At 38.9% G+C, this 23,633-nt stretch carries 21 protein-coding genes; 15 read left to right on the forward strand and 6 right to left on the reverse strand.

Going from position 1 to position 23,633, the window contains the following annotated elements:
- Positions 1-10 precede the first annotated feature (10 nt).
- From bioC to TOL5_RS03145, 7 genes are all read left to right on the forward strand, one after another.
- The gene (gene bioC / locus TOL5_RS03115; protein WP_121774425.1) at positions 11-799 is read left to right on the forward strand and encodes a malonyl-ACP O-methyltransferase BioC; all 789 of its coding nucleotides are present in this window, start codon (positions 11-13) and stop codon (positions 797-799) included.
- Positions 796-1,440 (forward strand): dethiobiotin synthase, encoded by a 645-nt coding sequence (gene bioD, locus TOL5_RS03120; protein ID WP_121774424.1) that lies wholly within the window; start codon positions 796-798, stop codon positions 1,438-1,440. Before bioC ends, bioD begins: the two co-directional genes overlap by 4 nt.
- A gap of 99 nt (positions 1,441-1,539) precedes the next feature.
- The gene (locus tag TOL5_RS03125) at positions 1,540-1,998 is read left to right on the forward strand and encodes a hypothetical protein (RefSeq protein ID WP_004830278.1); all 459 of its coding nucleotides are present in this window, start codon (positions 1,540-1,542) and stop codon (positions 1,996-1,998) included.
- Between the two features lie 238 nt (positions 1,999-2,236).
- Complete coding sequence (locus TOL5_RS03130) at positions 2,237-2,581, forward strand: YegP family protein (RefSeq protein ID WP_004830277.1); 345 nt, start codon at positions 2,237-2,239, stop codon at positions 2,579-2,581.
- A gap of 655 nt (positions 2,582-3,236) precedes the next feature.
- Positions 3,237-3,701 (forward strand): YybH family protein, encoded by a 465-nt coding sequence (locus TOL5_RS03135; RefSeq protein WP_004830276.1) that lies wholly within the window; start codon positions 3,237-3,239, stop codon positions 3,699-3,701.
- A gap of 510 nt (positions 3,702-4,211) precedes the next feature.
- Complete coding sequence (locus TOL5_RS03140) at positions 4,212-5,381, forward strand: low temperature requirement protein A (RefSeq protein ID WP_121774423.1); 1,170 nt, start codon at positions 4,212-4,214, stop codon at positions 5,379-5,381.
- A gap of 28 nt (positions 5,382-5,409) precedes the next feature.
- Complete coding sequence (locus TOL5_RS03145) at positions 5,410-5,814, forward strand: NUDIX hydrolase (protein ID WP_004830274.1); 405 nt, start codon at positions 5,410-5,412, stop codon at positions 5,812-5,814.
- A 72-nt stretch (positions 5,815-5,886) separates the two neighbouring features.
- On the opposite strand, the gene TOL5_RS03150 is transcribed toward TOL5_RS03145, so the two are convergent.
- From TOL5_RS03150 to TOL5_RS03160, 3 genes are all read right to left on the reverse strand, one after another.
- The gene (locus TOL5_RS03150) at positions 5,887-8,274 is read right to left on the reverse strand and encodes a glucose/quinate/shikimate family membrane-bound PQQ-dependent dehydrogenase (RefSeq protein ID WP_121774422.1); all 2,388 of its coding nucleotides are present in this window, start codon (positions 8,272-8,274) and stop codon (positions 5,887-5,889) included.
- Positions 8,275-8,423: 149 nt separating this feature from the next.
- On the reverse strand, positions 8,424-9,677 hold the full coding sequence (locus TOL5_RS03155) for a carbohydrate porin (protein WP_121774421.1): 1,254 nt from the start codon (positions 9,675-9,677) through the stop codon (positions 8,424-8,426).
- A gap of 412 nt (positions 9,678-10,089) precedes the next feature.
- The gene (locus TOL5_RS03160) at positions 10,090-11,208 is read right to left on the reverse strand and encodes a CaiB/BaiF CoA transferase family protein (protein WP_121774437.1); all 1,119 of its coding nucleotides are present in this window, start codon (positions 11,206-11,208) and stop codon (positions 10,090-10,092) included.
- Positions 11,209-11,419: 211 nt separating this feature from the next.
- Between TOL5_RS03160 and TOL5_RS03165 the strand changes: the two genes are divergently transcribed.
- From TOL5_RS03165 to TOL5_RS03195, 7 genes are all read left to right on the forward strand, one after another.
- A complete protein-coding gene (locus tag TOL5_RS03165; protein WP_004724010.1) occupies positions 11,420-12,430 on the forward strand; it encodes an AraC family transcriptional regulator in 1,011 nt (336 codons plus the stop codon).
- 140 nt (positions 12,431-12,570) lie between these two features.
- Positions 12,571-13,044: a GNAT family N-acetyltransferase gene (locus TOL5_RS03170; protein ID WP_005031156.1), complete on the forward strand. Its 474-nt coding sequence runs from the start codon at positions 12,571-12,573 to the stop codon at positions 13,042-13,044.
- 92 nt (positions 13,045-13,136) lie between these two features.
- A complete protein-coding gene (locus TOL5_RS03175) occupies positions 13,137-13,661 on the forward strand; it encodes a GNAT family N-acetyltransferase (RefSeq protein WP_005031155.1) in 525 nt (174 codons plus the stop codon).
- 92 nt (positions 13,662-13,753) lie between these two features.
- The gene (locus TOL5_RS03180; RefSeq protein ID WP_227543978.1) at positions 13,754-14,236 is read left to right on the forward strand and encodes a hypothetical protein; all 483 of its coding nucleotides are present in this window, start codon (positions 13,754-13,756) and stop codon (positions 14,234-14,236) included.
- Between the two features lie 208 nt (positions 14,237-14,444).
- Positions 14,445-15,650: an acetyl-CoA C-acetyltransferase gene (locus TOL5_RS03185; RefSeq protein WP_009584685.1), complete on the forward strand. Its 1,206-nt coding sequence runs from the start codon at positions 14,445-14,447 to the stop codon at positions 15,648-15,650.
- Positions 15,651-15,661: 11 nt separating this feature from the next.
- Positions 15,662-17,794 carry a 3-hydroxyacyl-CoA dehydrogenase NAD-binding domain-containing protein gene (locus tag TOL5_RS03190; RefSeq protein WP_221260659.1) on the forward strand — a complete coding sequence of 711 codons (2,133 nt, stop codon included), beginning with the start codon at positions 15,662-15,664 and terminating at the stop codon, positions 17,792-17,794.
- Between the two features lie 217 nt (positions 17,795-18,011).
- Positions 18,012-19,007, forward strand: coding sequence for a DUF2804 domain-containing protein (locus TOL5_RS03195; protein ID WP_046760126.1), 996 nt, complete (start codon positions 18,012-18,014; stop codon positions 19,005-19,007).
- Positions 19,008-19,137: 130 nt separating this feature from the next.
- On the opposite strand, the gene TOL5_RS03200 is transcribed toward TOL5_RS03195, so the two are convergent.
- Together TOL5_RS03200 and TOL5_RS03205 are read right to left on the reverse strand one after the other, a co-directional pair.
- The gene (locus tag TOL5_RS03200) at positions 19,138-20,013 is read right to left on the reverse strand and encodes a metal-dependent hydrolase (RefSeq protein WP_004830260.1); all 876 of its coding nucleotides are present in this window, start codon (positions 20,011-20,013) and stop codon (positions 19,138-19,140) included.
- A 49-nt stretch (positions 20,014-20,062) separates the two neighbouring features.
- Positions 20,063-20,938, reverse strand: a complete 876-nt coding sequence (locus tag TOL5_RS03205; RefSeq protein ID WP_121774419.1) for a metal-dependent hydrolase — start codon at positions 20,936-20,938, stop codon at positions 20,063-20,065.
- Positions 20,939-21,092: 154 nt separating this feature from the next.
- Here TOL5_RS03205 and TOL5_RS03210 point away from each other — a divergent pair, with 154 nt between their 5' ends.
- The gene (locus TOL5_RS03210) at positions 21,093-22,127 is read left to right on the forward strand and encodes an AraC family transcriptional regulator (protein ID WP_121774418.1); all 1,035 of its coding nucleotides are present in this window, start codon (positions 21,093-21,095) and stop codon (positions 22,125-22,127) included.
- A gap of 75 nt (positions 22,128-22,202) precedes the next feature.
- Here the strand turns inward: TOL5_RS03210 and TOL5_RS03215 are convergent, their stop codons facing one another.
- Positions 22,203-23,528 (reverse strand): Na+/H+ antiporter NhaC family protein, encoded by a 1,326-nt coding sequence (locus TOL5_RS03215; RefSeq protein WP_121774417.1) that lies wholly within the window; start codon positions 23,526-23,528, stop codon positions 22,203-22,205.
- Positions 23,529-23,633: the final 105 nt, after the last annotated feature.

Raw genomic sequence — 23,633 nt, forward strand, 5'->3', positions numbered from 1 at the left:
TGAGCTGAATGTGAAATCTCTAAAACTTGATACGTCACAGATTGCGTTGCGTTTTGCGCAGGCAGGGCAGAGCTATCCAGAACAAGCAATCGTGCAAAGAAAAATTGCTCAGCATTTGTCTGATTTAATCACCCAATATGGTGTTGGTCAGTATGACAAAGTATTTGAAATTGGTTGTGGTTCAGGAAATCTAACCCAACTTTTGATACAAAAATTCAATATCAAAGATTTGATTTTGAATGATCTCTATGAAGATGTTCAGCAGCATTTTAACTTTAATGTAATAAGTAACTCTCAGGTAAACTGGTTAATTGGAGATATTGAACAACTTGAGTTTCCACAAAACTTGAACTTGGTTGCTTCAAGCTCTGCCCTACAGTGGATAAATGATTTAGATGCGATTTTTAAACAGGCGTTTCATCATTTAACAGCACATGCTGAGTTGTGTTTTTCGAGTTTTGGTCAGCACAATTTGCGAGAAATTAAAAGCTTAACAGGGCAGGGATTGAGCTATTTATCTATCGAGGACTTACAGGCTAAATTGCAGAAAAATGGTTTTGAAATTTTGCATTTATCTGAGCAGATTGAACAGTTGACTTTTACCCATCCCAAACAAGTTTTACAACATTTAAAAGCCACAGGTGTAACCGCAACGGCTTCTTCATTCCGTTGGACAAAGCAAAGTCTTATGGATTTTTATCAAAATTATCAACAGTTTTCATATGTTGATGAGGCAGGAGTACTTCAGTATCGCCTGACTTATCATCCTATTTATTGTATCGCGCGGAGAATGTCATGACTGGATCAGTTTACTTTATTAGTGGAATAGATACGGGGATTGGCAAGACCTACTCGACGGGATATTTAGCAAAATTGTGGAATGCGCAAGGGCGTAAAACTATTACTCAAAAGTTGATTCAGACTGGTAATACAGATATATCAGAAGATATTCAACAACATCGAGAAATTATGGGCATGGGCTGGTTTCCAGAAGATGAAACCAAACTGACCATGCCAGAAATTTTTACTTATCCTGCATCACCACATTTGGCAACACAAATAGATGGACGTGAAATCGACTTCCAAAAAATTGAATCTGCCACAGATCAACTTGCACAAAACTATGAAGCTGTTTTATTGGAAGGTGCTGGTGGTTTGATGGTGCCACTCACTACAGAGCTGCTGACAATTGATTATATCGCTCAGAAAAAACTGCCAGTGATTTTAGTGAGTTCTGGTCGTTTAGGGAGTATTAATCATACGATTTTAAGTTTAGAAGCATTGAAGAGTCGTGATTTAGAGTTGTATGCGCTTGCCTATAACTTAAATGATGAATCTCAGGATGAACTAATTTCAAAAGATACCGCAGAATATTTAAAAGCCTATTTAGGAAAACATTTTCCGAACAGTATCTGGATCGATATTCCAGTAATCTCATGATAAAGCACGGTATCAAGTGCTTGATGCTGTATAAAAATACTTTGCTTTCGAGAGTAGGTTTTAACTTGAAAGCGCTTAAACAGAGAGAGGATGCTGCTGATGAGTTTTAAAATTCAAATCGAATTATTGAATGAGTCTGAACGCTCTTCTTTAGATTTTGAAAGTAATGCATCCACTCAAATTTTAAATAGCTTTGATCAAATTGATTGGTCGAAACAAGCTGTTTGGGGGATGTTAGAGCAACATCAAGGCGAGTTTCCCTTTTTTCAGGTTGAGCAGATACAGAGTGGGCGTAAGTTTGGTGGTCTTTTGATTGCCTACAGTCACGATCAATATAATTTTAATGTGCATGCAGAACTGTATCAAAAACAGCAAAAGTCACATCTTTTTGGTTTATTTAAATCTGAAAGCATGCCAAGCTTTGATAACGATGATGTGCCTTTTGAGGTATTTCGTGACTGTTTGGAAAAGTTTTTGCGTGGCAATGATTCCGAAATTGAACGACTACTCAAGATAAAATATAAAAGCTATGGTCATACAGATGCTTTTAGTCGATAAATGATTGAACATTAAATTGTAATGAGGAAATTAACTAAAGGTATGTTTCTGTTTGATAATAAAGAATATTTAAAAATTTTTCTAATCGCTTCTTATCGTCGTTACATTCAGCATAAAGTGACAACAAATTAGTCTTTTTAAAAAATCAAAAGTCATTTATATTTCATATCAGTAGCGTAATTTATATCCAATAAGCGCTGTGTAATAAAATAAACTGAAAACAATCAAGAGGTGAGCCATGTCAGGATGGTATGAAATTAGTCAAGCAAAAGATGGTCAATATCGCTTTGTATTGAAAGCAGGAAATGGAGAAATTATTCTTACCAGTGAATTGTATAAAGCAAAGGCTTCAGCACAGAACGGTATTGCTTCTGTTCAAAAAAACAGCCCCGATGATGCTCGTTATGATCGCCTTGAAGCCAAAAATGGTAAACCCTACTTCAATTTAAAAGCCGCAAATCATCAAATCATTGGAACGAGCCAATTTTATTCGGGCGACGCAGCGCGCGATAATGGGATTGAATCTGTAAAGAAAAATGGTCCTTCTGAGAAAATTAAAGATTTAACTGAGCAAGCAGAATAGACTGTTAAATTTTTCTAAAAGAGCATGTGATTTACATGCTTTTTTTATGGCAATATTAAGTTGATTAAAAATACCATTATTTATCAAGATTGATCAATTTAATGAAATTATTTAAATAATTTTTAATTAAATTGTTAAGTTTAAAATTACAATTTTGACATAAATCTAGAGACATATTCTAAAAAGATAGAATATAAAAATATCGAGAGTGTTATATTTACTAGCTTTGCATTTACTTTTAAATCTTAATTGAGTTTTTATCATAAATTTATATGACTATTTTTAAGCATTTTTAAAATTTAAATATGTTATGGTCAATTTATTATCAAATTAAGATCACTGTATCGGTTTGGTATTATTGAGTTTTAATAAATAATTTGCGATTAGGGTATTTGACCATTTAATCAAATACTTTTCGGAAAATATGTGAATTAGATTGAGTATTTTTAAATATTGCTAATGTAATGAAAAATTATATCCATGGAGTTGGGTGAGTGTATCTAGATTATAGGAGATATTCCATAAAATAATCATATTGGAATAATCACAAGAGATAGGTTTGATTTAGATTCAGCAGTCACTTAAATAAACACTAATATAATTCACATAATATTTATTAAGTGTTAAATTGGTCACAAATAAGTGAGGTTTCTCGATGAAAATAGAAATCGCTGGTAATTCACAAATTGCTGCTGAGGTTATTTCCCAAATTCAAATATGGGATGCTGCTGTTGTTGGTAACAGTCTTGAACACCTCTTAGATCAATGTGCACAAGATGTCAGTCTGTTTGACGTCAGTACTCAAATGGATGGTATTCACGCCTATAAACAAGAATGGGAAAAGTTTAGCCCTTATTTTAGCGAGAATATAAAAATTGTTCGACGTAATATGAAAATATATGCCTCAAACGATTTGGCCATCCTGCATTGTCATTCTAAAGTGGAAAATACGGCACTGAAAGATAAGTTACAAATGCCTTGGTGTCGAACCACATTATGTCTTCAAAAGAAAGAAGGGCAATGGTTGGTGGTACATCAACATATCTCAATGCCAATAGATATGATGACTGGCAAAGCCATTATGTTAAAAGACAAGGCAAAATTGAGATTAGTGGTATAAATTAATCTTTATAACTGATGTAACGCAGTAACTCTAAAATTAAATTTTGGAGCTAGATGAATATGGATACGCGAAAACGTCATCCGCAATTGCTTGAGGCAGGACTCCTTCTAATAAGTAAAGTTTCTGCGAAACTTTGAATATTTTGACGATAGTGAACGAGTTCTGCGGTGAGCAGCGATGTCGCTGCGCAAGATGGTTACCCTTGCGGAGCTTTGCTCCTCATGCCAAAACAAAAGTACCTCGAGCCGAAGGCTATTCCATAAATTTAAACTTTGGATGTAAGACTCCGTTGTGTAAATTTAGCTTTTTCTTTTTCACCTACTTAATTTAAATCAAGTGCGTAACACCAGTTTATAAAATAAACGCTCTTTCTTGGGCGTTTATTTAAATTCAATAGCAATCATTTGAAGTGGCAAAAAAGATTTTTCAGTGCTTGTTGGTTTGCTACTTGAATCACTGATCGACTTTTGAAAAAATCATGAAAATAATCTCAAAATGTGAAAAATAATGCCAAATTCATGGTTTGCAAAATATGGTTGGTTAAAACCCTTAGCTCCTCGTAATCCTCATGAGCCGCATCGAGTGGCAACATCTTTAGAATTGTTGTTTGATTTGATTTTTGTGGTGGCAATCGCAACAGCAGGGCAGCAATTACATCATAGTATTATTGAAAACCATTTATCACATGGTTTATTGCTTTATTTCATGGTGTTTTTTGCACTGTGGTGGGCATGGATGAATTTTAGCTGGTTTGCCTCGGCTTATGACAATGATGATGTGTTTTATCGCATCATGACTTTTGTACAAATCATCGGTTCTTTGGTTATGGCGGCTGGCATTCCGAGTGCTTTTCAGCAGCAAGATTTTGATGTGATTATTATCGGCTACGTCATTATGCGCCTTGGATTGGTAACACAATGGTTTCGGGTTGCGAAAAATGATCCAGAGCGTAAGCAAACGGCTTTGAGATATGCTTTTGGTATTATCCTTGTGCAGATTGGTTGGTTACTTTTTCATTTTTCGCCGATTCATTTTACCCTATATCTATTTGTGCTTTTGGTGATTGCAGAACTCAGCGTCCCTATCTTTGCCGAAGCACATAATATGACACCTTGGCATCCGCATCATATTTCAGAGCGATATGCATTGCTCACCATCATTGTGTTAGGTGAGTCGATCATAGGATGTTTTGCAGCAATTTCTGATGCTTTAAATAATCAGCTGTTAAGCCAAGAGTTGATCTTTTTAACCATTGGTGGCTTATTGATCATGTTTACCATGTGGTGGGCGTATTTTGATCACGATGTTGCTGAAAGATTGAATAGTCGTAAACGTGCATTCTCATGGGGGTATGGTCATTTTTTTATTTTCGTGAGTATTGCTGCATTGGGTGCCGGCTTGGCTGCTGCCGTTGATGTTGTGACCCATAAAGCTGAAATTTCTGCTGAGATCGTGACATATTTTATTGCAATTTCTTTAATTTTATATAGCGCTAGCCTGTGGTTATTACAGGATATTCATCATTTGTCTGGTATAAAGAAATGGTTTTATCCAATAACCGTTGTCATTGTGCTGTGTATTCCTATGATATTGCATCAAACGGGCTATGCTGTATTTGTGATCGCCATCATTTATGCATTACGTCTTATTTTTTCAAAATGTTATTTAGCAAGATAAGCAGAGTCTTATGATCAGGGTGGAGTAAATGGGGTTTCATGATTTTTACCGAATGAGTTCACATGCTGTTATTTTCAACGAACAACAGCAAGTCCTCTTATTAAAGGCAACTTATGCAGATTGTGCATGGGGTTTACCTGGTGGAGGATTGGATCAAGGTGAAACAGTACATGAAACGTTACGCCGTGAATGCCAAGAGGAATTGGGTTGTGATGTGAAGATTGAATATCTATCCGGTATTTATTATCACCCTACCGTTAATTCCCATGCCTTTATTTTTAAATGTACTTTACCAAGTGATCAACAGATTCATTTAAGTGAAGAGCATTCTGAATACCAATGGTTTGATTTTGATCAGCTTTCCCCTGTACAAAAAATTAGGGTCGAAGATTGTTTTAACTTTGATGGTCAGGTTATCAGCCGGTCATTTTAAGGTGATGTCTCTTTTTCGGAAGCAATAAAAAACAGGTCATCAAGACCTGTTTTTTATTCTCAGTTCATTACCTTATTTATCTGGTAGGGCATAAGCGACAATAGAGTCACCCATCTTGGTCCCAAATGAACCATGTCCACCTGCCATGATCACAACATATTGTTTGCCGTTGCTTTCATAGGTCATTGGGGTTGCTTGTCCACCTGCAGGCAAACGACCTTTCCATAATTCATCACCATTGGTGACATTAATGGCACGAATATAATCGTCTTGCGTTGCGCCAATGAACATAACATTACCGGCTGTTGAAATAGAGCCACCTAACATTGGTACACCCATTTTGAACGGTGGTAATGGAATCCCTGGCATACTGTCACGAATGGTACCGATACGACGTTTCCATGCGACATCATGTGTTTTTAAATCGACACCAGCAACATAGCCCCATGCAGGTTGTTTACATGGTAAGCCGAATGGTGAAAGGAAAGCGCTGATTTCAACACCATAAGGAACACCATACATCGGTTGAACACCTGCTTCGGTACCTGCACCTTTTGCTGTTTGCTTACGGTTAGGGTCAGCTGGAATCAATTTACTGACAAATGGCAGTCCAATTGGGTTCATCACAGCAATTTGACGATCAGGGTTCAGTGATAAACCGCCCCATTCAAATACACCTAAATTACCCGGGAAAACGAGCGTGCCATTTTCTGAAGGCGGTGTATAAATGCCGTCATAATTTAAACGATGAAACGAAACACGACAGATTAATTGGTCAAACATGGTTGCGCCCCACATTTGTTTATCTGTCAATTTATCTTTTGGTGCTAAGTTAAAGTCTGAGAATGGTTGAGTTGGGGAATAGAATTCGCCTTTGGTTTGTGGACCACGTTTTACAGTTTGTGGTACTGGACGTTCATTAATCGGAACGATAGCTTGACCATTGCGACGGTCTAAAACAAAGGCATTTCCTGTTTTGGTCAATACATAGATGGCAGGAACAGTTTGTCCTGTTTTATCTTTAATATCAGCCAAGGTTGGTTGAGACGGTACATCCATATCCCATAAATCATGGTGAGTGGTTTGGAAGTTCCAGACCAATTTACCTGTCGTTGCATTCAACGCTAACATTGAGTTGGCATAACGCTCATGCAGTTTGGTACGGTTGCCGCCCCAGATATCAGGTGTACCTACACCAGTGGGTACATAAACAATATCGAGTTTTGCATCATAGGCGAGTGGTGCCCATGCATTTGGTGAGTTGTTGACATATTTTTGACCAGGACCTGGAATTTGGTTTGGATCTTCAGCACCTGTGTCAAATACCCAAAGCAAAGCACCTGTATTCACGTCATAACCACGAATCACACCAGAGGGTTCTTGCGTAGAATAGTTATCGGTTGTTGAACCACCAATGATAATGGTTGTACCCGTAACCACTGGTGGAGACGTTGGAATATAGCCACCTGGATAAGGGAATGGCATATCTTTTTGCAAATCAACTTCACCGTTATGACCAAAGTCAGAACATGCTTTACCTGTATCAGCATTTACGGCAACGATACGACCATCGTTTACAGGTAAAATGACTTTACGTGGGCATTCTGTTGAAGATGATTTTTTTGCTTGCAGGCTTGTTGCAAAACCTACAGTGTTATTTGCATCGTAGTAAGAAACACCACGACAGGTTAAGTGTTGGAAAGTATTATCTGATTTAAGTTTTGGATCAAATACCCACTTTTCTTTACCTGTAGAGGGATCAAGAGAAACCAATTTTTGGTGGGTCGTACACAAATACATGTTATTGCCGATTTTAATCGGAGTAACCTGATTGGTTGTTTCACCAGAGTCATTCTCGGTTTTTGACTCGCCTGTATGATAAGTCCATGCAACTTGCAGGTCTTTCACGTTGTCCGAGTTAATTTGGTTCAATGGAGAATAACGTAAACCTGATTGAGTGCGCCCATATGCAGGCCAATCCGCATCAGCGATTCCATCAATTGGAGCAGGGGTTGGTTGTTTTGCGGATAATGTCCCACGAATTTCTTGTGGATCATTAAAGATCGAATATGCCATCACGGCAATCGTGATTGCCAAAGTACCAGAAAGTGCAATTTTAGCGCCTTTGGCATTGAAACCACGGGTAACTGCTGGAATAAGTAACCATAAACCAAACACGCCTAAGATGTCTAAACGAGGCGCAAGTGCGAAAAAGTCAGAGCCGACTTCCCAAAGCCCCCATACCACAGTACCGAGTACCAATGCGGCATAGACATATAAAGCAGAACTGCTTAACTTACGTAATAAAATTGCTGTTGCAATGAACAGTATGCCTGCGATGATGTAGTACCAAGACCCACCAAGTGCTGCAAGCCATACGCCACCAATAAAGAGGACTAAACCAAATACAATCGCAATCACAATGGTAAATGTTCTAAATCCTGAAGATGGAGTTTGCATATTGACCACCTATCTATTTAATTAATTTTGAATGCTTAATCATTCCCATAAGGTTTGATGAAGCAGAGAACTTAAAAAACTAGACTTTAAATATTTTAATGCCTTGGGAGAATATATGAGTAGGCATCAAAATATTTATCGTCTTCAAACTAAAATGCAGTTTGCAATTTAATGCCGCCAACCCACGCATTTTCGCCATTTTTATATGCGCCGACATGGCGGATATACTGTACATTTGGACGAATTGTGAGCCAGTTGGTGGCATGTACACCATAATAAACTTCGGTGTTATATTCTTCGTCTTGTTGACGAATCTGAATATGATTGACATCAGAATTGATGCTAATACGGGAAAAGCCAATGGCGATGTCATCTTGAGGGCGAGCATCAAATGGACCTTTATAGACCAGCCCAATATTTTGCATATTGTCTACCGTATTGGTTTTTGAGTCATGAAAAGTGACATTGACAAAACCTGTTAAGCCGCGATTTACATTCCCTTGATGTGTGGTGAGTTGTTGTTTTGCAACGACCCATCCACCTTGCTTATGATCGGTTTGATTTGGTTTTTTGATGGTTGGTGCATCTGCTGTACTGTAGTAGTAGCCCAAACGATACTCGCCAGGTAAATTGGCTGTGCTAAGTTTAGGTTGCCAAACCACTTCTGCTGGAATAATTGCGCCATGAGAACCATCTGTGCTGAGGTTGAAACCTTTACTACGCTTTAAGTTCTCAGGATTATATTCATAAGCGCCAATTTGCGCATAAAGTTCAGGGGTGAGATTGTATTTCGCTCGAATTGCCCATTGACTGACAGGCCAGTTGTACCATTGATCACCAACCCAGTTCCCCACTTGAGAGCCACAGAGTGCAAGGTTTTGAAAATCACAGTCAAAGCTGTTAAAATCCTCGCCTTCGCCAAAACGACCCACTTTAATATCTAATTTTTGATCAAGAAATTTTTTCTTGATCCAGAAATCAGTAAGGCGCCAAGTTTGACCTCGTCCCCAAACTTCTTGGGTGGAGCTGAGTTGTCCAGCAAGTGCGTCTGAGGTTTGTGAAAGTGAGCGACCATTACGTTCAGTGATGGTGATTTGGGCTTCTGTATCTTTCCAACCCAATACTTTCTCTAAGTCGATATGGGTACCCAATGCAAACTGATCTGCATACTCGGTACCGTGGCTTGAATGATTTTTTGAATCCAGTAATGTGGCTAATTCGCCAGTATAACCAAAACTGAAGTCATAACCTTTTTGTTGCAACTCGGTTCGCTTACCGTTCCAGTTGCCAAGCATCCACGGACTTTGTGGATCAAATGCATCAGCTGCCTGTGTACTTTGAAAAGAACAACATAAAGACAATAGGCTGATTGCCCCATAAAAGTAACCTTTAGATTTATTCATATTTGGTGACCTTGATAACACTTTGTAACTAATTATTTATGATACTCTCATATTTGTATAAAAATCTATTAATTTTGACTTTTAATTGTAATTTATGTAAATAGTTTATCGTATGGTGATAATTCTTCGTAAATACATAATTAAAATAAGGGTATCTTTGTGGTTAATTTATTCTGTTGTTTTTGTTCGACTAAATCTATTTGTATAGTGCTTGAAATGAGTATGAAATGTAGGGGAGGAGGATTTTAGAGGCACTAAGAAGCAGGAATAATGAAGCATCATCAGAACACCTGTGTAATTGATTAGTATCAAGATTACACAGGATGCTCTGCTTACAATTCATACAAATTGTAAATAAAATGACCAATTTGTAATTTTATTTAACTTAAAAGATGTTGTAGTTAGTGTGCTGCTACCAATTTCCTTCGCCGAGTTGCTGACCAATATATTGATAACGCATTTGTGATCTTGAAAATTTTATTGGACATGCTAACTGGGGTTCGGTTTGATCTGCATTGGCTTTTAATGGAACATTGATCACCCAACCGCGTTCTTTGGAAATTTTGGAGTTTAGGGCTTCATCCAAACTTAAAACTGGCTCTACGCAAACATCCAGTTGGCTAAATAAATCGTTCCATGTTGCAAGTGTTTGAGTTTTAATCTTTTCTCGAATTGCTTGTTTGACCATTTGGCGGTCTTCAGGGTCAAAAGAAGTACCTTTTTCTAATAGAATTGGCAGTTCGAGCGCTGTTGCTAAACCTGTCATAAATTGTGGTTCTAAACTACCGATCGATAAATAACGATCATCGGCAGTTGCATAATAATCATAGAATGTACCGCCATTCAGTTGCTCTAACTCACGCTGTTGATGTTGCCCACCTGCCAAACTGGCAGCGGCAGCCATATTGTTGAGCCCAACCACACAGTCTGTCATAGAAATATCAATGTACTGTCCAAGTCCACTATTTTGACGTTCGACCACAGCCGCAAGAATCCCAATCACCGCATGTAATGAACCACCTGCGACGTCGGCGATCTGAATTCCCATCGGTGGTGGTCCACTGTCTTGACGACCACAATGCCCCGCGATTCCAGATAGTGCAATATAGTTAATATCATGTCCTGCCTTATCTTTATATGTGCCGGATTGCCCATAACCAGTAATCGAGCAGTAAATCAGACGAGGATTAATTTCAGACAAGGTTTGATAGTCTAAACCCAAACGTTGCATTACTCCGGGACGGAATTGCTCAACCACAATATCGTATTGAGAAATTTTTTCCTTGACCTGCGCTATACTGGCAGGATCTTTTAAATCTAAGGTGACAGATTGTTTGTTTCGATTCAGATAACTATGTGATGTTGCTTGTCCATTTGCATAGGGAGGAAACAAACGAACCAGATCTGGACGAGTAGGTGACTCGATATGGATCACTTCTGCACCTAAGTCGGCAAGATATAAAGTTGCGAATGGACCGGGTAATAAAGTCGAAAAATCGAGTACTTTCAATCCCTTTAAAGCGCTTGTCATGATTGTTTTTACCAATATAGTGTTGATTTTACATCCATAATAGAAATATAAAATTAACAAAACAATGTCATGTTCAGCCATTTACCTTGATCATTTCGGCAATTTATGATGTAAAAAGGTGATCTGCACTGTTGTAAATCGCCAATAAAACATTTTTTAGCGTCATTTAGGTCAATTGTTAGTGAACATCAAAGAGAGTGAAGGATTTACCATGAGTCGTGATACGATCAGTATCCATTTTGTGAATGCAGCCTTAACCGGTGTAAAACGTTTAGGAATGGACGTTGATACTTTACTTTCACATGTTGGCATAGAAGCAGAATTACTGCGTCAGCCTAAAGCACGTATTTCACCAGAGCAATATACTCGCTTCGTGAAAATGTTGTGGATGGTTACCCAAGATGAACATGTTGGATTTGATATTCAACCACGTCGTCTAGGCTCTTTTGCCATTATGTGCCAATTGATCATCCATGCTAAAACATTGGGTGATGCTTTAGAACTATCCTCCCAATTCTATAAATTATTTGGTGATGAATGGTCTGTAGCAGTTGAACGAGATAAACATGAAGCGCGTTTGGTGCCTTTGATTCCAAAAACCATGGACCCTGACCACTTCATTACTGAAAGTATGCTGATGATTTGGCATGGTTTGGCATCTTGGTTAATTGAGCGTCGTATTCCTCTGGAGCGTGTACATTTTGGCTACCCACGCCCAAATCATGCAGATGAATATGATGCATTATTCTTTGCACCTGTCATGCAGTTCGACATGCCTCGTACGGAAATTACCTTTGCTGCCGACTATTTAGACCTGCCGATTCGTCAGGATGAGGCGAGTTTAGAAGAGTTTTTAAAAGCTGCACCTGCACAACTTTTGGTGAAATTTAAAAACACCAATTCGTTGACATCACGTATCCGTGAAGTGTTGAAGAGTCAGATCGGCGAGGAAATGCCGACCTTGAATGATGTAGCATCCATGTTGTATTTATCCCCACAAACTTTGCGCCGTCGTTTAGCAGCTGAAGGTAAAAGCTATCAAGGTGTTAAAGATGCATTACGCCGTGATGCTGCTATTCATTTGTTATTAAATCCAGATTTAACCCTTGAAGATGTGGCTCAACAAGTTGGTTTTAGTGAAACCAGTACCTTCCACCGTGCATTTAAAAAATGGACTGGGGTTACGCCGGGGCTCTATCGCCAATTACATGGTTATCACTGATGACAACATGATGAAATCAAAAACTATTTTTTGATTATCCTCCGCCCAAGTTTGACTTGGGCTTTTTTATGTCTAAGCATTTTGTCGATGCATTTTCTGATATATGATGGAAGGGGTTTAAACGATAGGGCATTAAAAAAATGATTAAGCTCGGGCAGTTTGATGAGATACAAGTACAAAACTTGCTTCGCATTCATTTAGCAGGCATGCATGAGAACTCACCAATTGAACATAGTTTTGCTTTAGACCTTTCCGCATTACAACAGCCACAGATCAGTTTTTATACCCTTTGGGATCAAGATGAGCTTTTGGCATGTGGTGCTATTCAAGAACTCTCGCCAATTCATGCCGAAATCAAATCCATGCGGACTCATCCTCAACATTTAGGTAAAGGCGCAGCGACTACAGTTTTAAAACATCTTTTGCATATTGCGCAGTTTAGAAAATATCAAAAATTGAGTCTTGAAACAGGAACACATCCCTCTTTTGATCCAGCAATTCATTTGTATAAAAAGTTTGGATTTATCAAAGGTGATGCTTTCTCAAGCTATCAAGCCACCGAATTTAATCAGTTCTATCATTTAGACTTGTCTGTTACATCGCTCATTGCATGATATTCTGTAAAGCGGAGATGTATGTCAATTTCAAACTTTTTAAGTGGGGAGTTTGATCATACTTAACGCTAAATGTATGGCTAGATCAATAAATGACATGTTTAATTAGAACAATTGAAACTTTAGATATTCCACGCTTAATTGAAATTGAAAAATCAGCAACGCAAGCTTTTTTGAATATTCCTGCACTTGCTTGGTTAGCAGACAGCTCAATTTTATCTGTAGATGACCACATGCAGTTGATTTCAAAAGCGTATGGCTTTGTTTCGGTAAATCTTGATAATCAAGCCACTGGATTTTTATATGCCGAAAAACAAAACCAAGATTTATATATTATTGAATTAGATGTGGATGGGACATTGCAAAAGCAAGGAATTGGACGGCAATTACTGGAATACATTATCGATTTTGCTCGGAAGCATGATTTTTCAAATCTGACATTAACGACATTTAATGATGTGATTTGGAATCGCCCATTTTATGAGAAGTTAGGTTTTCAAAAGCTGGATGATGATCATTTACCAGATTATCTCCAAAAAAAAATTCAACATGAGGTTGAATGCGGTTTTCTTCGAGAAAGCCGTTGTGCGATGACATTGGATGTTTTATCCATTTAAAATGAATACAGTATGAATGTTAATTTGTTTACTGATGATTTTTGATTATATTTAGGACTCAAGATTTGGTGTAGAACAGTATGTGGATGTTGATGAGAACAATCTCAGCTTATCGTTTTATTGACATTATTTTAGGTATTTTTACCACTTTAGAAGATGCCGAAAAGGCTAGAATACAGTATATGACATACCGCAAAGTTCACGATCCTTGGCATGATCAAGCTTATCGTGAGTCATCTTTAGCTGATGATCTCCGTATCATTGCTGTGGATGGTAATTTCCGAAATGGGGAAATTGTTTTTGAAATTAGTGAATATATTGAGGGTTTTGGGCAAATTGTAAGGGCTTTAAAAGCAATTACGCTCACACAAGCTGAAGCGATTGCATGTATTCAACGATTAGAAGCTGTTGAACATGAATTTCCTCAATTTGCGGAAATAGACTACTTAAAAATAGGGACATTACATTCAGATTTAAGTGAAGATCAACCCATCAGCTATCCAAGGAATGAAACTGATTTAGCCCAGACAGGGAAAAGAGAATTCAGTGATATTCTCGATATCGATTTTGTTTAGCAACATGATTTTAATGCTGATATGAGTTTTAGTAGGTAATGAGCAATGTTTGGTGCTGATATATGGGCATTTAAATCTCTTTAATTTGCCACTTTTTTCAATTGACAAAAAATATCAAGCGACTATTCCGTTCTCGTCATTGATCTCTCGACTTTATAAAGTACACTCGAAGCACATAACAATCTAGAAGTCATAAGAAGGAACAGCTATGAGCGAGGCTTACATCATTGATGCCATTCGCACACCACGCGGAAAAGGAAAGAAAGATGGATCACTCTATGAAGTGAAGCCAATCACTTTATTAACAACATTACTCAATGAATTGAAAGATCGCCACCAATTGGATACTTCCAAAGTTGATGACATCGTATTGGGTTGTGTGACGCCAATTGCAGATCAAGGTGGTGATATCGCAAAAACTGCTGCGATTGCAGCAGGTTGGGACAATGATGTTGCAGGTGTACAAATCAACCGCTTCTGTGCATCAGGTTTGGAAGCGGTGAATATGGCTGCTCAAAAAGTCCGTTCTGGTTGGGAAGATGTTGTGGTTGCGGGTGGCGTAGAGTCGATGTCTCGTATTCCAATGGGCTCAGATGGTGGACCTTGGGCGCTTGATCCTGAGACCAATTTAAAATCACATTTTGTTCCTCAAGGGATTGGCGCTGATTTAATTGCAACACTAGATGGTTATAGCCGTTCGGATGTCGATGAGTTTGCTGCGAATTCGCAACGTAAAGCAGCGGCGGCGCAAGCAGCAGGTTATTTTGATCAATCTGTTGTGGCGGTAAAAGACAAAGCAGGGGTGATGATTCTTGAAAAAGATGAATTTATTAAGCCACTCACTACAGCGGAAGGCTTGGCAAAGCTGAATCCAAGTTTTGAAATGATGGGTAGCATGGGCTTTGATGCGATTGCTTTACAGCAATATCCAGAAGCACAGAAAATTAACCATGTACATCATGCAGGAAATTCATCAGGAATTGTGGATGGTGCGGCTGTGGTGTTATTGGCATCTGAAAAAGCAGTAAAAGAACAAGGTTTAAAACCTCGTGCCAAAGTGTTGGCGACTGCTTTAGTTGGAACAGATCCTACCATTATGCTGACTGGTCCAGCACCTGCTGCGCGTAAGGCATTGGCAAAAGCGGGTCTGACCATTGATGATATTGATCTATTTGAAGTGAATGAAGCTTTTGCATCGGTTGTGATGCGCTTTATGTCTGAACTTAACGTTCCTGCTGAAAAAGTCAATGTCAATGGTGGTGCAATCGCCATGGGGCATCCTCTGGGCGCAACAGGTGCAATGATTTTAGGTACATTGTTGGATGAATTAGAACGTCAAGGGAAAAAGCGTGGTTTAGCAACCTTGTGTGTGGGTGGTGGCATGGGTATTGCGACCATTATTGAGTTGGTTTAAGGAGAAGAATAATGAGCGCAATTCAATATGAAAAAAATGCAGATGGCATTGTCATTCTAACAATGGATTCTCCAAACCAATCTGCCAACACCATGAATGCTGATTTCCGTGTGGCTTTAGAAAATGTTGTTTCAAAACTTAAATCTGAAACTGACCTCAAAGGTGTGATTTATCGTTCTGCAAAAAAGACATTCTTTGCTGGCGGTGATTTGGATGAACTCATTGAAGCAACACCAGAGCATGCGACTGAATTCTTTAACATGACTGCAAAACTCAAAGATGATCTACGTGCAATTGATACTTTGGGAGTACCTGTCGTTGCTGCGATTAACGGAACTGCTTTAGGTGGTGGTTGGGAAATTGCGTTAAGTTGTCATTATCGTATTGCTCTTAACGATCCTAAAATCAAATTAGGTCTGCCTGAGGTGACGCTTGGCTTATTACCTGGCGGTGGTGGTGTCGTACGGATGGTACGACTACTCGGATTGCAAAACGCTTTTCCATTTCTGATGGAAGGGAAGCAATTTGGGATGGATAAAGCAAAATCTCTCGGTTTAGTTAATGAACTTGCTGAGAATGAGCAAGACATGCTCGACAAAGCCATTGCTTGGATTAAGGCGAATCCGAAATCACAACAGCCTTATGATGTAAAAGGCTATAAGATTCCTGGGGGAGATCCAAAAACACCGGCTGTTGCGCAAATTCTTGCTATTGCACCTGCCATGTTAAGAGATAAAACCAAAGGATGCTACCCTGCACCAGAAGCAATCATGGCTGCCGCAGTAGAAGGGGCACAAGTTGATGTAGATACAGCTTTCCGTATTGAAAATCGTTATTTCACTTACCTTGCAACAGGGCAAGTGGCGAAAAATATGATCGGTACATTCTGGCATGGTTTAAATGCAATCAAAGCTGGCGCAAGTCGCCCTAAAGATATTGCAAAATGGCAGGCGACCAAAGTTGGTGTGTTAGGTGCAGGCATGATGGGTGCAGGTATTGCCTATTCAACAGCGATCAAAGGAATACAAGTTGTTCTGAAAGATGTATCTGTTGAAAATGCTGAAAAAGGCAAAGCATATAGCCAAAAACTTTTGGATAAGCGTGTCTCACAGGGGCGTATGACGGCTGAAAAACGTGATCAAGTTTTAAGTTTGATTACAGCAACCGCTTCTGCAGAAGATTTAAAAGGCTGTGATTTGATTATCGAAGCTGTTTTTGAAAATCAAGATTTGAAAGCCAAAGTGACTCAAGAAGCTGAACAGTTCTTGGTTGATGGTGGTGTGATGGCTTCAAATACTTCAACATTACCGATTACGGGTTTAGCCAAAGCTTCTAAAGATGATACTCATTTTATCGGTCTGCATTTCTTCAGCCCAGTCGATAAAATGCAATTGGTGGAAATCATCAAAGGTAAGAATACTTCTGCTGAAACTTTAGCAAAAGCCTATGACTATGTGCAGCAAATTGGTAAAACGCCTATTGTTGTCAATGATAGTCGTGGTTTCTTTACCAGTCGTGTCTTTGGCACATTTGTACAAGAGGGTTTACGTCTATTGCATGAAGGTGTCCATCCAGCACGCATTGAAATGGCTGCATTGAAAGCAGGTATGCCAGTGGGTCCACTTGCCATTCAGGATGAAGTTGCATTAACGCTTTCTGAACATGTGGCGAAAGAAACCCGTAAAGCACTGCAAGCAGAAGGTAAAGATTTACCACTTTCAGGTGCAGATGATGTGATTGAAACCATGATTCATACCTTTGAGCGTAAGGGTAAAGCAGCAGGTGCAGGTTTTTATGAATACCCAGAAGGTGGGAAGAAGCATTTATGGGAGGGTCTAAGCCACTGGAAGAAAGATGTAGTTATTTCTGAGCAAGAAATGATAGATCGCTTCCTGTTTGTTCAGGCATTGGACACTTTACGTTGCTATGAAGAAAATGTTTTGGAATCTGTAATTGATGCCAATATTGGTTCGATTTTTGGAATAGGTTTTGCGCCGTGGACAGGAGGTGCGATCCAATTCCTCAACCAATATGGTCTGGAAAAAGCATTGGCTCGCGCAAACGCATTAGAAGCAAAGTATGGTGAGCGTTTTAAAGCACCACAGAAATTGATAGACCAGATTCCCGTAGGGAAAATTATCTGATCAATTGATCTCATTGAAAAATAGGGCAATTGCCCTATTTTTTATTATCTTATTTTGATTAAATACTATACATTTGTGACACTTTTCTTCAATATAATGCGCGAAACCATTTTTACGATTTGCGATCAATCAGATTGCTATATGTGGAAAAATAGCAATAATCAAAATATCGACTAAAGTCTAATATTTCCCTTATACAAAAGGATTGGGAATTCACATGGATTTAATACAAAGCAACGGTCAGCCACGTTATGGACGCTTTAAAGAAGTGCCCAGCAAAATTAATGTTCATGATTATGTCTATAAAACACCCTATGGAAAAACATTAACAGGCTGGCGCAAGCATTTAAAATATAAAAAGTTTAAATTTTGTGGTATTCAGCACGAACAATATTCAATTGGGATTGCAATAGCAGATATTGGTTGGGCTGGACACGGTTTCATCTATATATATGATCATACCAATCAAGAGGTTTTAGAGTGGAATGCCAATACCATTTTAGGACGTGGTACTTCACTTGATGAACAGCCTTTATATAGCCAAAGCCATTTTAGTAAGTCGCCGTTTGAATTCGAAATGCAACATGCCAATGGGGTGCGTTATATCCGTGCAACCCGTCATGGTGAGGAGCAGTTAAAAGCACGAATATTTTGTGCTGGTACTGAACCTTTAAGTCTATGTAGTCCTAATGGCATAAATGGTTGGACCTATACTCAAAAGAAAACAACATTGGCTGTTGAGGGTTTTTTTGTTGATAAGCATAAAGAATTGATTCATTTCAATGATCAATCATTGGCTTCTTTAGATGATACCTGTGGCTTTTTAAGACCTGAAACGGCTTGGTTTTGGCTTTCTTGTAATTTTTGGGATCAGCAAGGTCAACGTATTGGCTTAAACCTTGCATCAGGAGTAAATGAAAGTTTTGGTAATGAAAACTGCCTTTGGATCAATGGTGTACTCTATGCAGTTGCGGATGTATTGTTTGAAAAAATAGATACCAATGTATGGTCAGTACGTTCCCTAGATCAGAAACTCAATCTTCACATAGAAACGGGTTGGCGTAGATTTGAGAATTTAAACCTACGTTTGGTGGGGAGTCAATTTAGCCAATGGCAATCACGGATCAGTGGTAGCATCGAATCAGAAACAGGTGAAACCATTCAGCTTAATCAAGAATATGGTTTGCTTGAACAGCATTATGCAAAGTGGTAAGACTTCGTTTCGGAATTAAAATATTGGATTGTGCGTTCAGGGCAAAAAAAGCAACATAAGAAGGGTTTGGATAAAATCTTATGTTGCCGAAAAAGAAATTGATCAGCTAGGGGGTAATTATTTCAATGTCTTATTGGGCTGCTTGCCAAAACGCTTCACCCGCTTCAATTGGATCATTGGTTTCAGCCAAAGTATCTACCCAGACTTGATATTGTCGGATCACAGGGTGCTGACTCGGATGAAAATCGGCTTTAAACCAATCTAGGTATTGCTGACGCATGGCAGATAATTTTCCAGACTTGCCAAAGAACCAAGGAATACCTTTGAGCGCAAATTTGGCGCGTTGTAAGCGACTAAAGCCGTCATGTTTTAACATCACATTGGCACGATAAAAAGTGAAACCAAACATTTGTAGTGTTACAAAAGCTAGCGCGAATTTACGCAGATTCTCTGACACTTCGCCCACTTCTTTCATCACATCAAAAGCTACATCACGATGCTCCATTTCTTCAATTGAGTGCCAAGCAAAGAGTGCGCGTACAAAGGGATGTACATCAGCTAAAGTTTCTTTATGACTATAAAAAGTTTCTGCCATAAGTGCGGTGAGGTGTTCTGCTGCAGCCGTCATGGCAATGTTGTATTGCTTAGAGCGATGTTTGAGGATGTACTCAAAATGTTCACCCATAAACTGAACAAACTGATCTACAGGCATACCTTGGCGTTGCATTTCCTGATTCATTTTGTCATGGGCTAGACCGTGTTGTGCTTCTTGCTTAATGAAATCTGTTACGCGTTGTTGTAAATCTGGATCGGTGATTTTATCGCGAAGTGCTCGTACACTTTGGATGAAATAGCGTTCACCGACAGGAAAAGTCAGGCTAAGTGCATCAAACATACGTGTTCGGAAAGGGTCGTTGTCGAACCAAAAACGTGGAACTTCATTTAATCTAAAATCTAGATTTGTTCGGACTACAGGATCAACTTGGTGTTGTACATATGCATTCATTATTTTATTCTCACATTTACCCATCAACAAAGGTGTAGCATAAGCAGACTTATAAACCTGCTTGCCAAAATGCTTCACCTGCTTGAATTGGATCATTGGTGGCAGCCATGGTGTCGACCCAAACTTGATATTGGCGAATCACTGGATGTTGGCTAGGGTGGAAATCTTTTTTAAACCAATCCAAATATTCACTTCTCATTGCTGAAAGAATACCTTGCTTTCCAAAGAACCAGGGTAAGCCTTGAGCCGCCATCTTGATTCGTTCTAGACGGCTGAAACCATCATGCTTCAACATGATATTGGCTCGGTACAGCGTGAAGTTGAACATCATGATTGTGGTAATTGCCAAAGCGAAACGGCGTAAATGATCTGGAACTTCCCCCACTTGTTGCATGACATCAAAGGCCACATCTCGATGTTCCATTTCCTCAATAGAGTGCCATGCTAACAAAGCGCGAACATAAGGATGTGCTTCAGCTAAAGTTGCTTTATGACGATAAAAAGTTTCTGCCATAAGTGCGGTTAAGTGTTCCGCTGCAGCTGTCATAGCGATGTTGTACTGTGGAGAACGTTGGCTGAGTTCAAATTTAAATATTTTCTGTAGAAGCTGAATAAAACGATCAACAGGCATTCCTTGGTCTTTCATGACTTGGTTCATTTTGTCATGTGCCATGCCATGTTGAGCCTCTTGACGAATAAAGTCAGCAACCCGTTGTTGTAAATCTGGATCAGTGATTTTATTGCGAAATAAACGAACACTTTCAATAAAGTAGCGCTCTCCATCTGGAAAGGTTAGGCTCAAAGCATCAAATAAACGTGTACGGAATGGATCTCCGCCAAACCAGAAGCGAGGAACGTCTTCAAGCTTGAAATCGAGCTTGGTGCGAACGACTGGGTCCACCTGATATTTAACTAATGCATTCATTTTGTTTTACTTGCATTGCTTTCGATGATTTCAGTATGTCGGGAAATTGCAGCTTTGTTTTGACAGATATTGCCAATTTTTATACATTTTATGACAGAATGAAAATTTAGAATGTCAAATTGGTTGATATGTAGAATTGAAAGAGTGCAAGGATATGCAAGAGCTTCAGATTCCGAACGGCTATTTCCATCTCTGGCAGATGTACTTGGCTGAACGAAACGTGGATGTTATCACGCTTGATTTTTTGCAAGCAGATGAAAAACAACATTTGCTGAGTATCCTGTCATTACCTATTGATACACAATCGGCTTATTTATTCTTTCACCAATTGATTGAAAAAACCAAACAGGCTTTCGATTGTCCACAAATTGTTTTTGAAATGGCGGAATATGTTCGACCAGAACATTTTGGAGTGTTGGGTTATATGGCATCCCGAAGTACCACCGTTGCCGAGGCATTACAAAATATTATGCGCTTTAGTCGCTTGGTGATTGATGGTGATGAAGTAATTCCCATGCAGATGCAACAAAAAGGGCAGTATGTTCATTTAATTTGGCCATTTCACCATGATAAATATATTTTAATTAATGAATTTACCAATGCGCTGATGATGCATCTTGCACGGAAAATCGTACCCCCAAATCAATTTCCCCTACAAGCAGTATACTTTGCACACGCCCCACAGATGGCACTCTATCATTATCAAAAGTTCTATGCTTGCGAGGTGCTATTCAATCAACCTCACTATAGTTTTGTATTGCGTATGGAAGGCTTGGAACTGAAGATACAACAAGCTGACCCATCTTTGATGCAGCTCTTGGTCAAGCAGGCAGAAGAAGCGATCGCAGCGAAACCTCGCTATAAAACCATTGCCCAGCAATTGCATATTATCGTGGCGGAGTATTTAAAACTCAAAGAACAAGCGCCAAAGATTGAGGATGTTGCACAGGAACTACATATTTCGACACGTACTTTACAAAGGCAACTCAGTGACTTAGACACTTCTTTTAAAAAAATTGTTGAAAGTGAACGGATGAAACGATGTGAATTTTTACTGAGTGGTGACATACAACTTTCTGAAATTGCAATGCGTTTAGGTTATTCGGATCAGTCCGCTTTAGCCCGAGCCTATAAAGCATATAGTGGTCAAACGTTGTTAGAAAAAAAGCAAGATTTAAAGTCTTCATAAATGCTTTGCAAAAACTAACTTAGACAATATGGCGGTAGGCTAAGTTAATTTTTTCATGCCTATTATTTATGAATTCTATTTTAATTTTGGAAATCTAAATGCGATAGCCAAAACTGCAAATATTGCCAATACCCAGCAGTAATAAATGGAGCTGATGAGTTCCACAGGTGAAAGTTTAGCAATTGAACATGCGAGTAGAAGTTGTGCACCATAGGGAATAATGCCTTGGATCACACATGAAAAAATATCCATGAATGCAGCAGCACGTTTGGGGTCTACACCATATTCTTTGGCAACTTCTCGTGCCATATCACCAGATAAGATAATTGCCACAGTATTATTGGCAACGAATAAATTCGAGAAAATCACCAAAAAGCTAATACCAATTTCACCTGCACGTTGTCGACCAATATTAAATCGTCGGGTTGCAGAATAAATCCGTTGAATTAACCACTCTAAACCACCTTCCTTTTGCATAATGGCAGAAAGTCCACCTAAAAACATGGAAAGTAGCGCAACCTCAAACATTCCCACAAATCCGTCATAAATTGCGTTATTTAATTTGAGTAAATCCAATTCAGGCTTTGCAACCAGACCGATTAAGACAGAAAGGACAATACCAATCGTCAACACAGCAAGCACGTGCAAGCGGGTAAAAGCCAAAAAGAAAACAGCCAAATAAGGCACAATCAACCATAAGTTATAGCTTTTATACTCAATGAATTGAGATTGGTGACTGGTCAAAAAATAAATCATGATGGTGATGATTGCAGCAGGAAGTGCAATCCAAATGTTGACCCGAAATTTGTCGCGTAGCTCTACATTTAAACTTCTCGTTGCCGCAATGGTGGTATCTGAAATCATCGATAGATTATCACCAAACATTGCACCACTAACCACTGCACCTATGGCATAAATGGGCTGAATCGCTGTGGCTTGGGAGAATCCAAACGCAATCGGAGCACAAGCTGCAATTGTGCCCATTGATGTTCCCATTGCAGTTGCAATAAAAGCTGAAATCACAAACAGCATGGGCAAGACAAATGTCGGTGGAATGATGGATAAACCAAATTGAACAGTTGAATCCACACTTCCAATGCTACTGGTCACACTTGCAAATGCGCCAGCCAACATGAAAACCATAAACATGAGGATCAAATTTGGATGGCTTGCACCATTTAAAAATGCTTCAATTGCTGAGTTTATTTTTCCTTTATACAGCAAAATCGCCAATATAATCGCAGGCAACGCTGCGATTGGGGCTTTGACTTGATAAAAAGCAAATTCAGTACCAATGATGGTATGGTAAATACCGCTGCCTAAAAAAATGGCTAAAAATACAATAAGTGGTAATAGCGCAAGCGCACTGGCTTGCACTTTAGCCTGTGGGAGTGTGGTCATAAGAGGAGATAAAAAATCAGAATCCCGCGTAGTATAAACAGCTTTTGCAATTTCTGAAAAATGATTGTGTATCTTCTAGAAGTGCTTTTTTTACCCTATAGTTAT

The sequence above is a fragment of the Acinetobacter sp. Tol 5 genome (genome assembly GCF_019702905.1).
GTDB classification, from domain to species: domain Bacteria; phylum Pseudomonadota; class Gammaproteobacteria; order Pseudomonadales; family Moraxellaceae; genus Acinetobacter; species Acinetobacter bereziniae.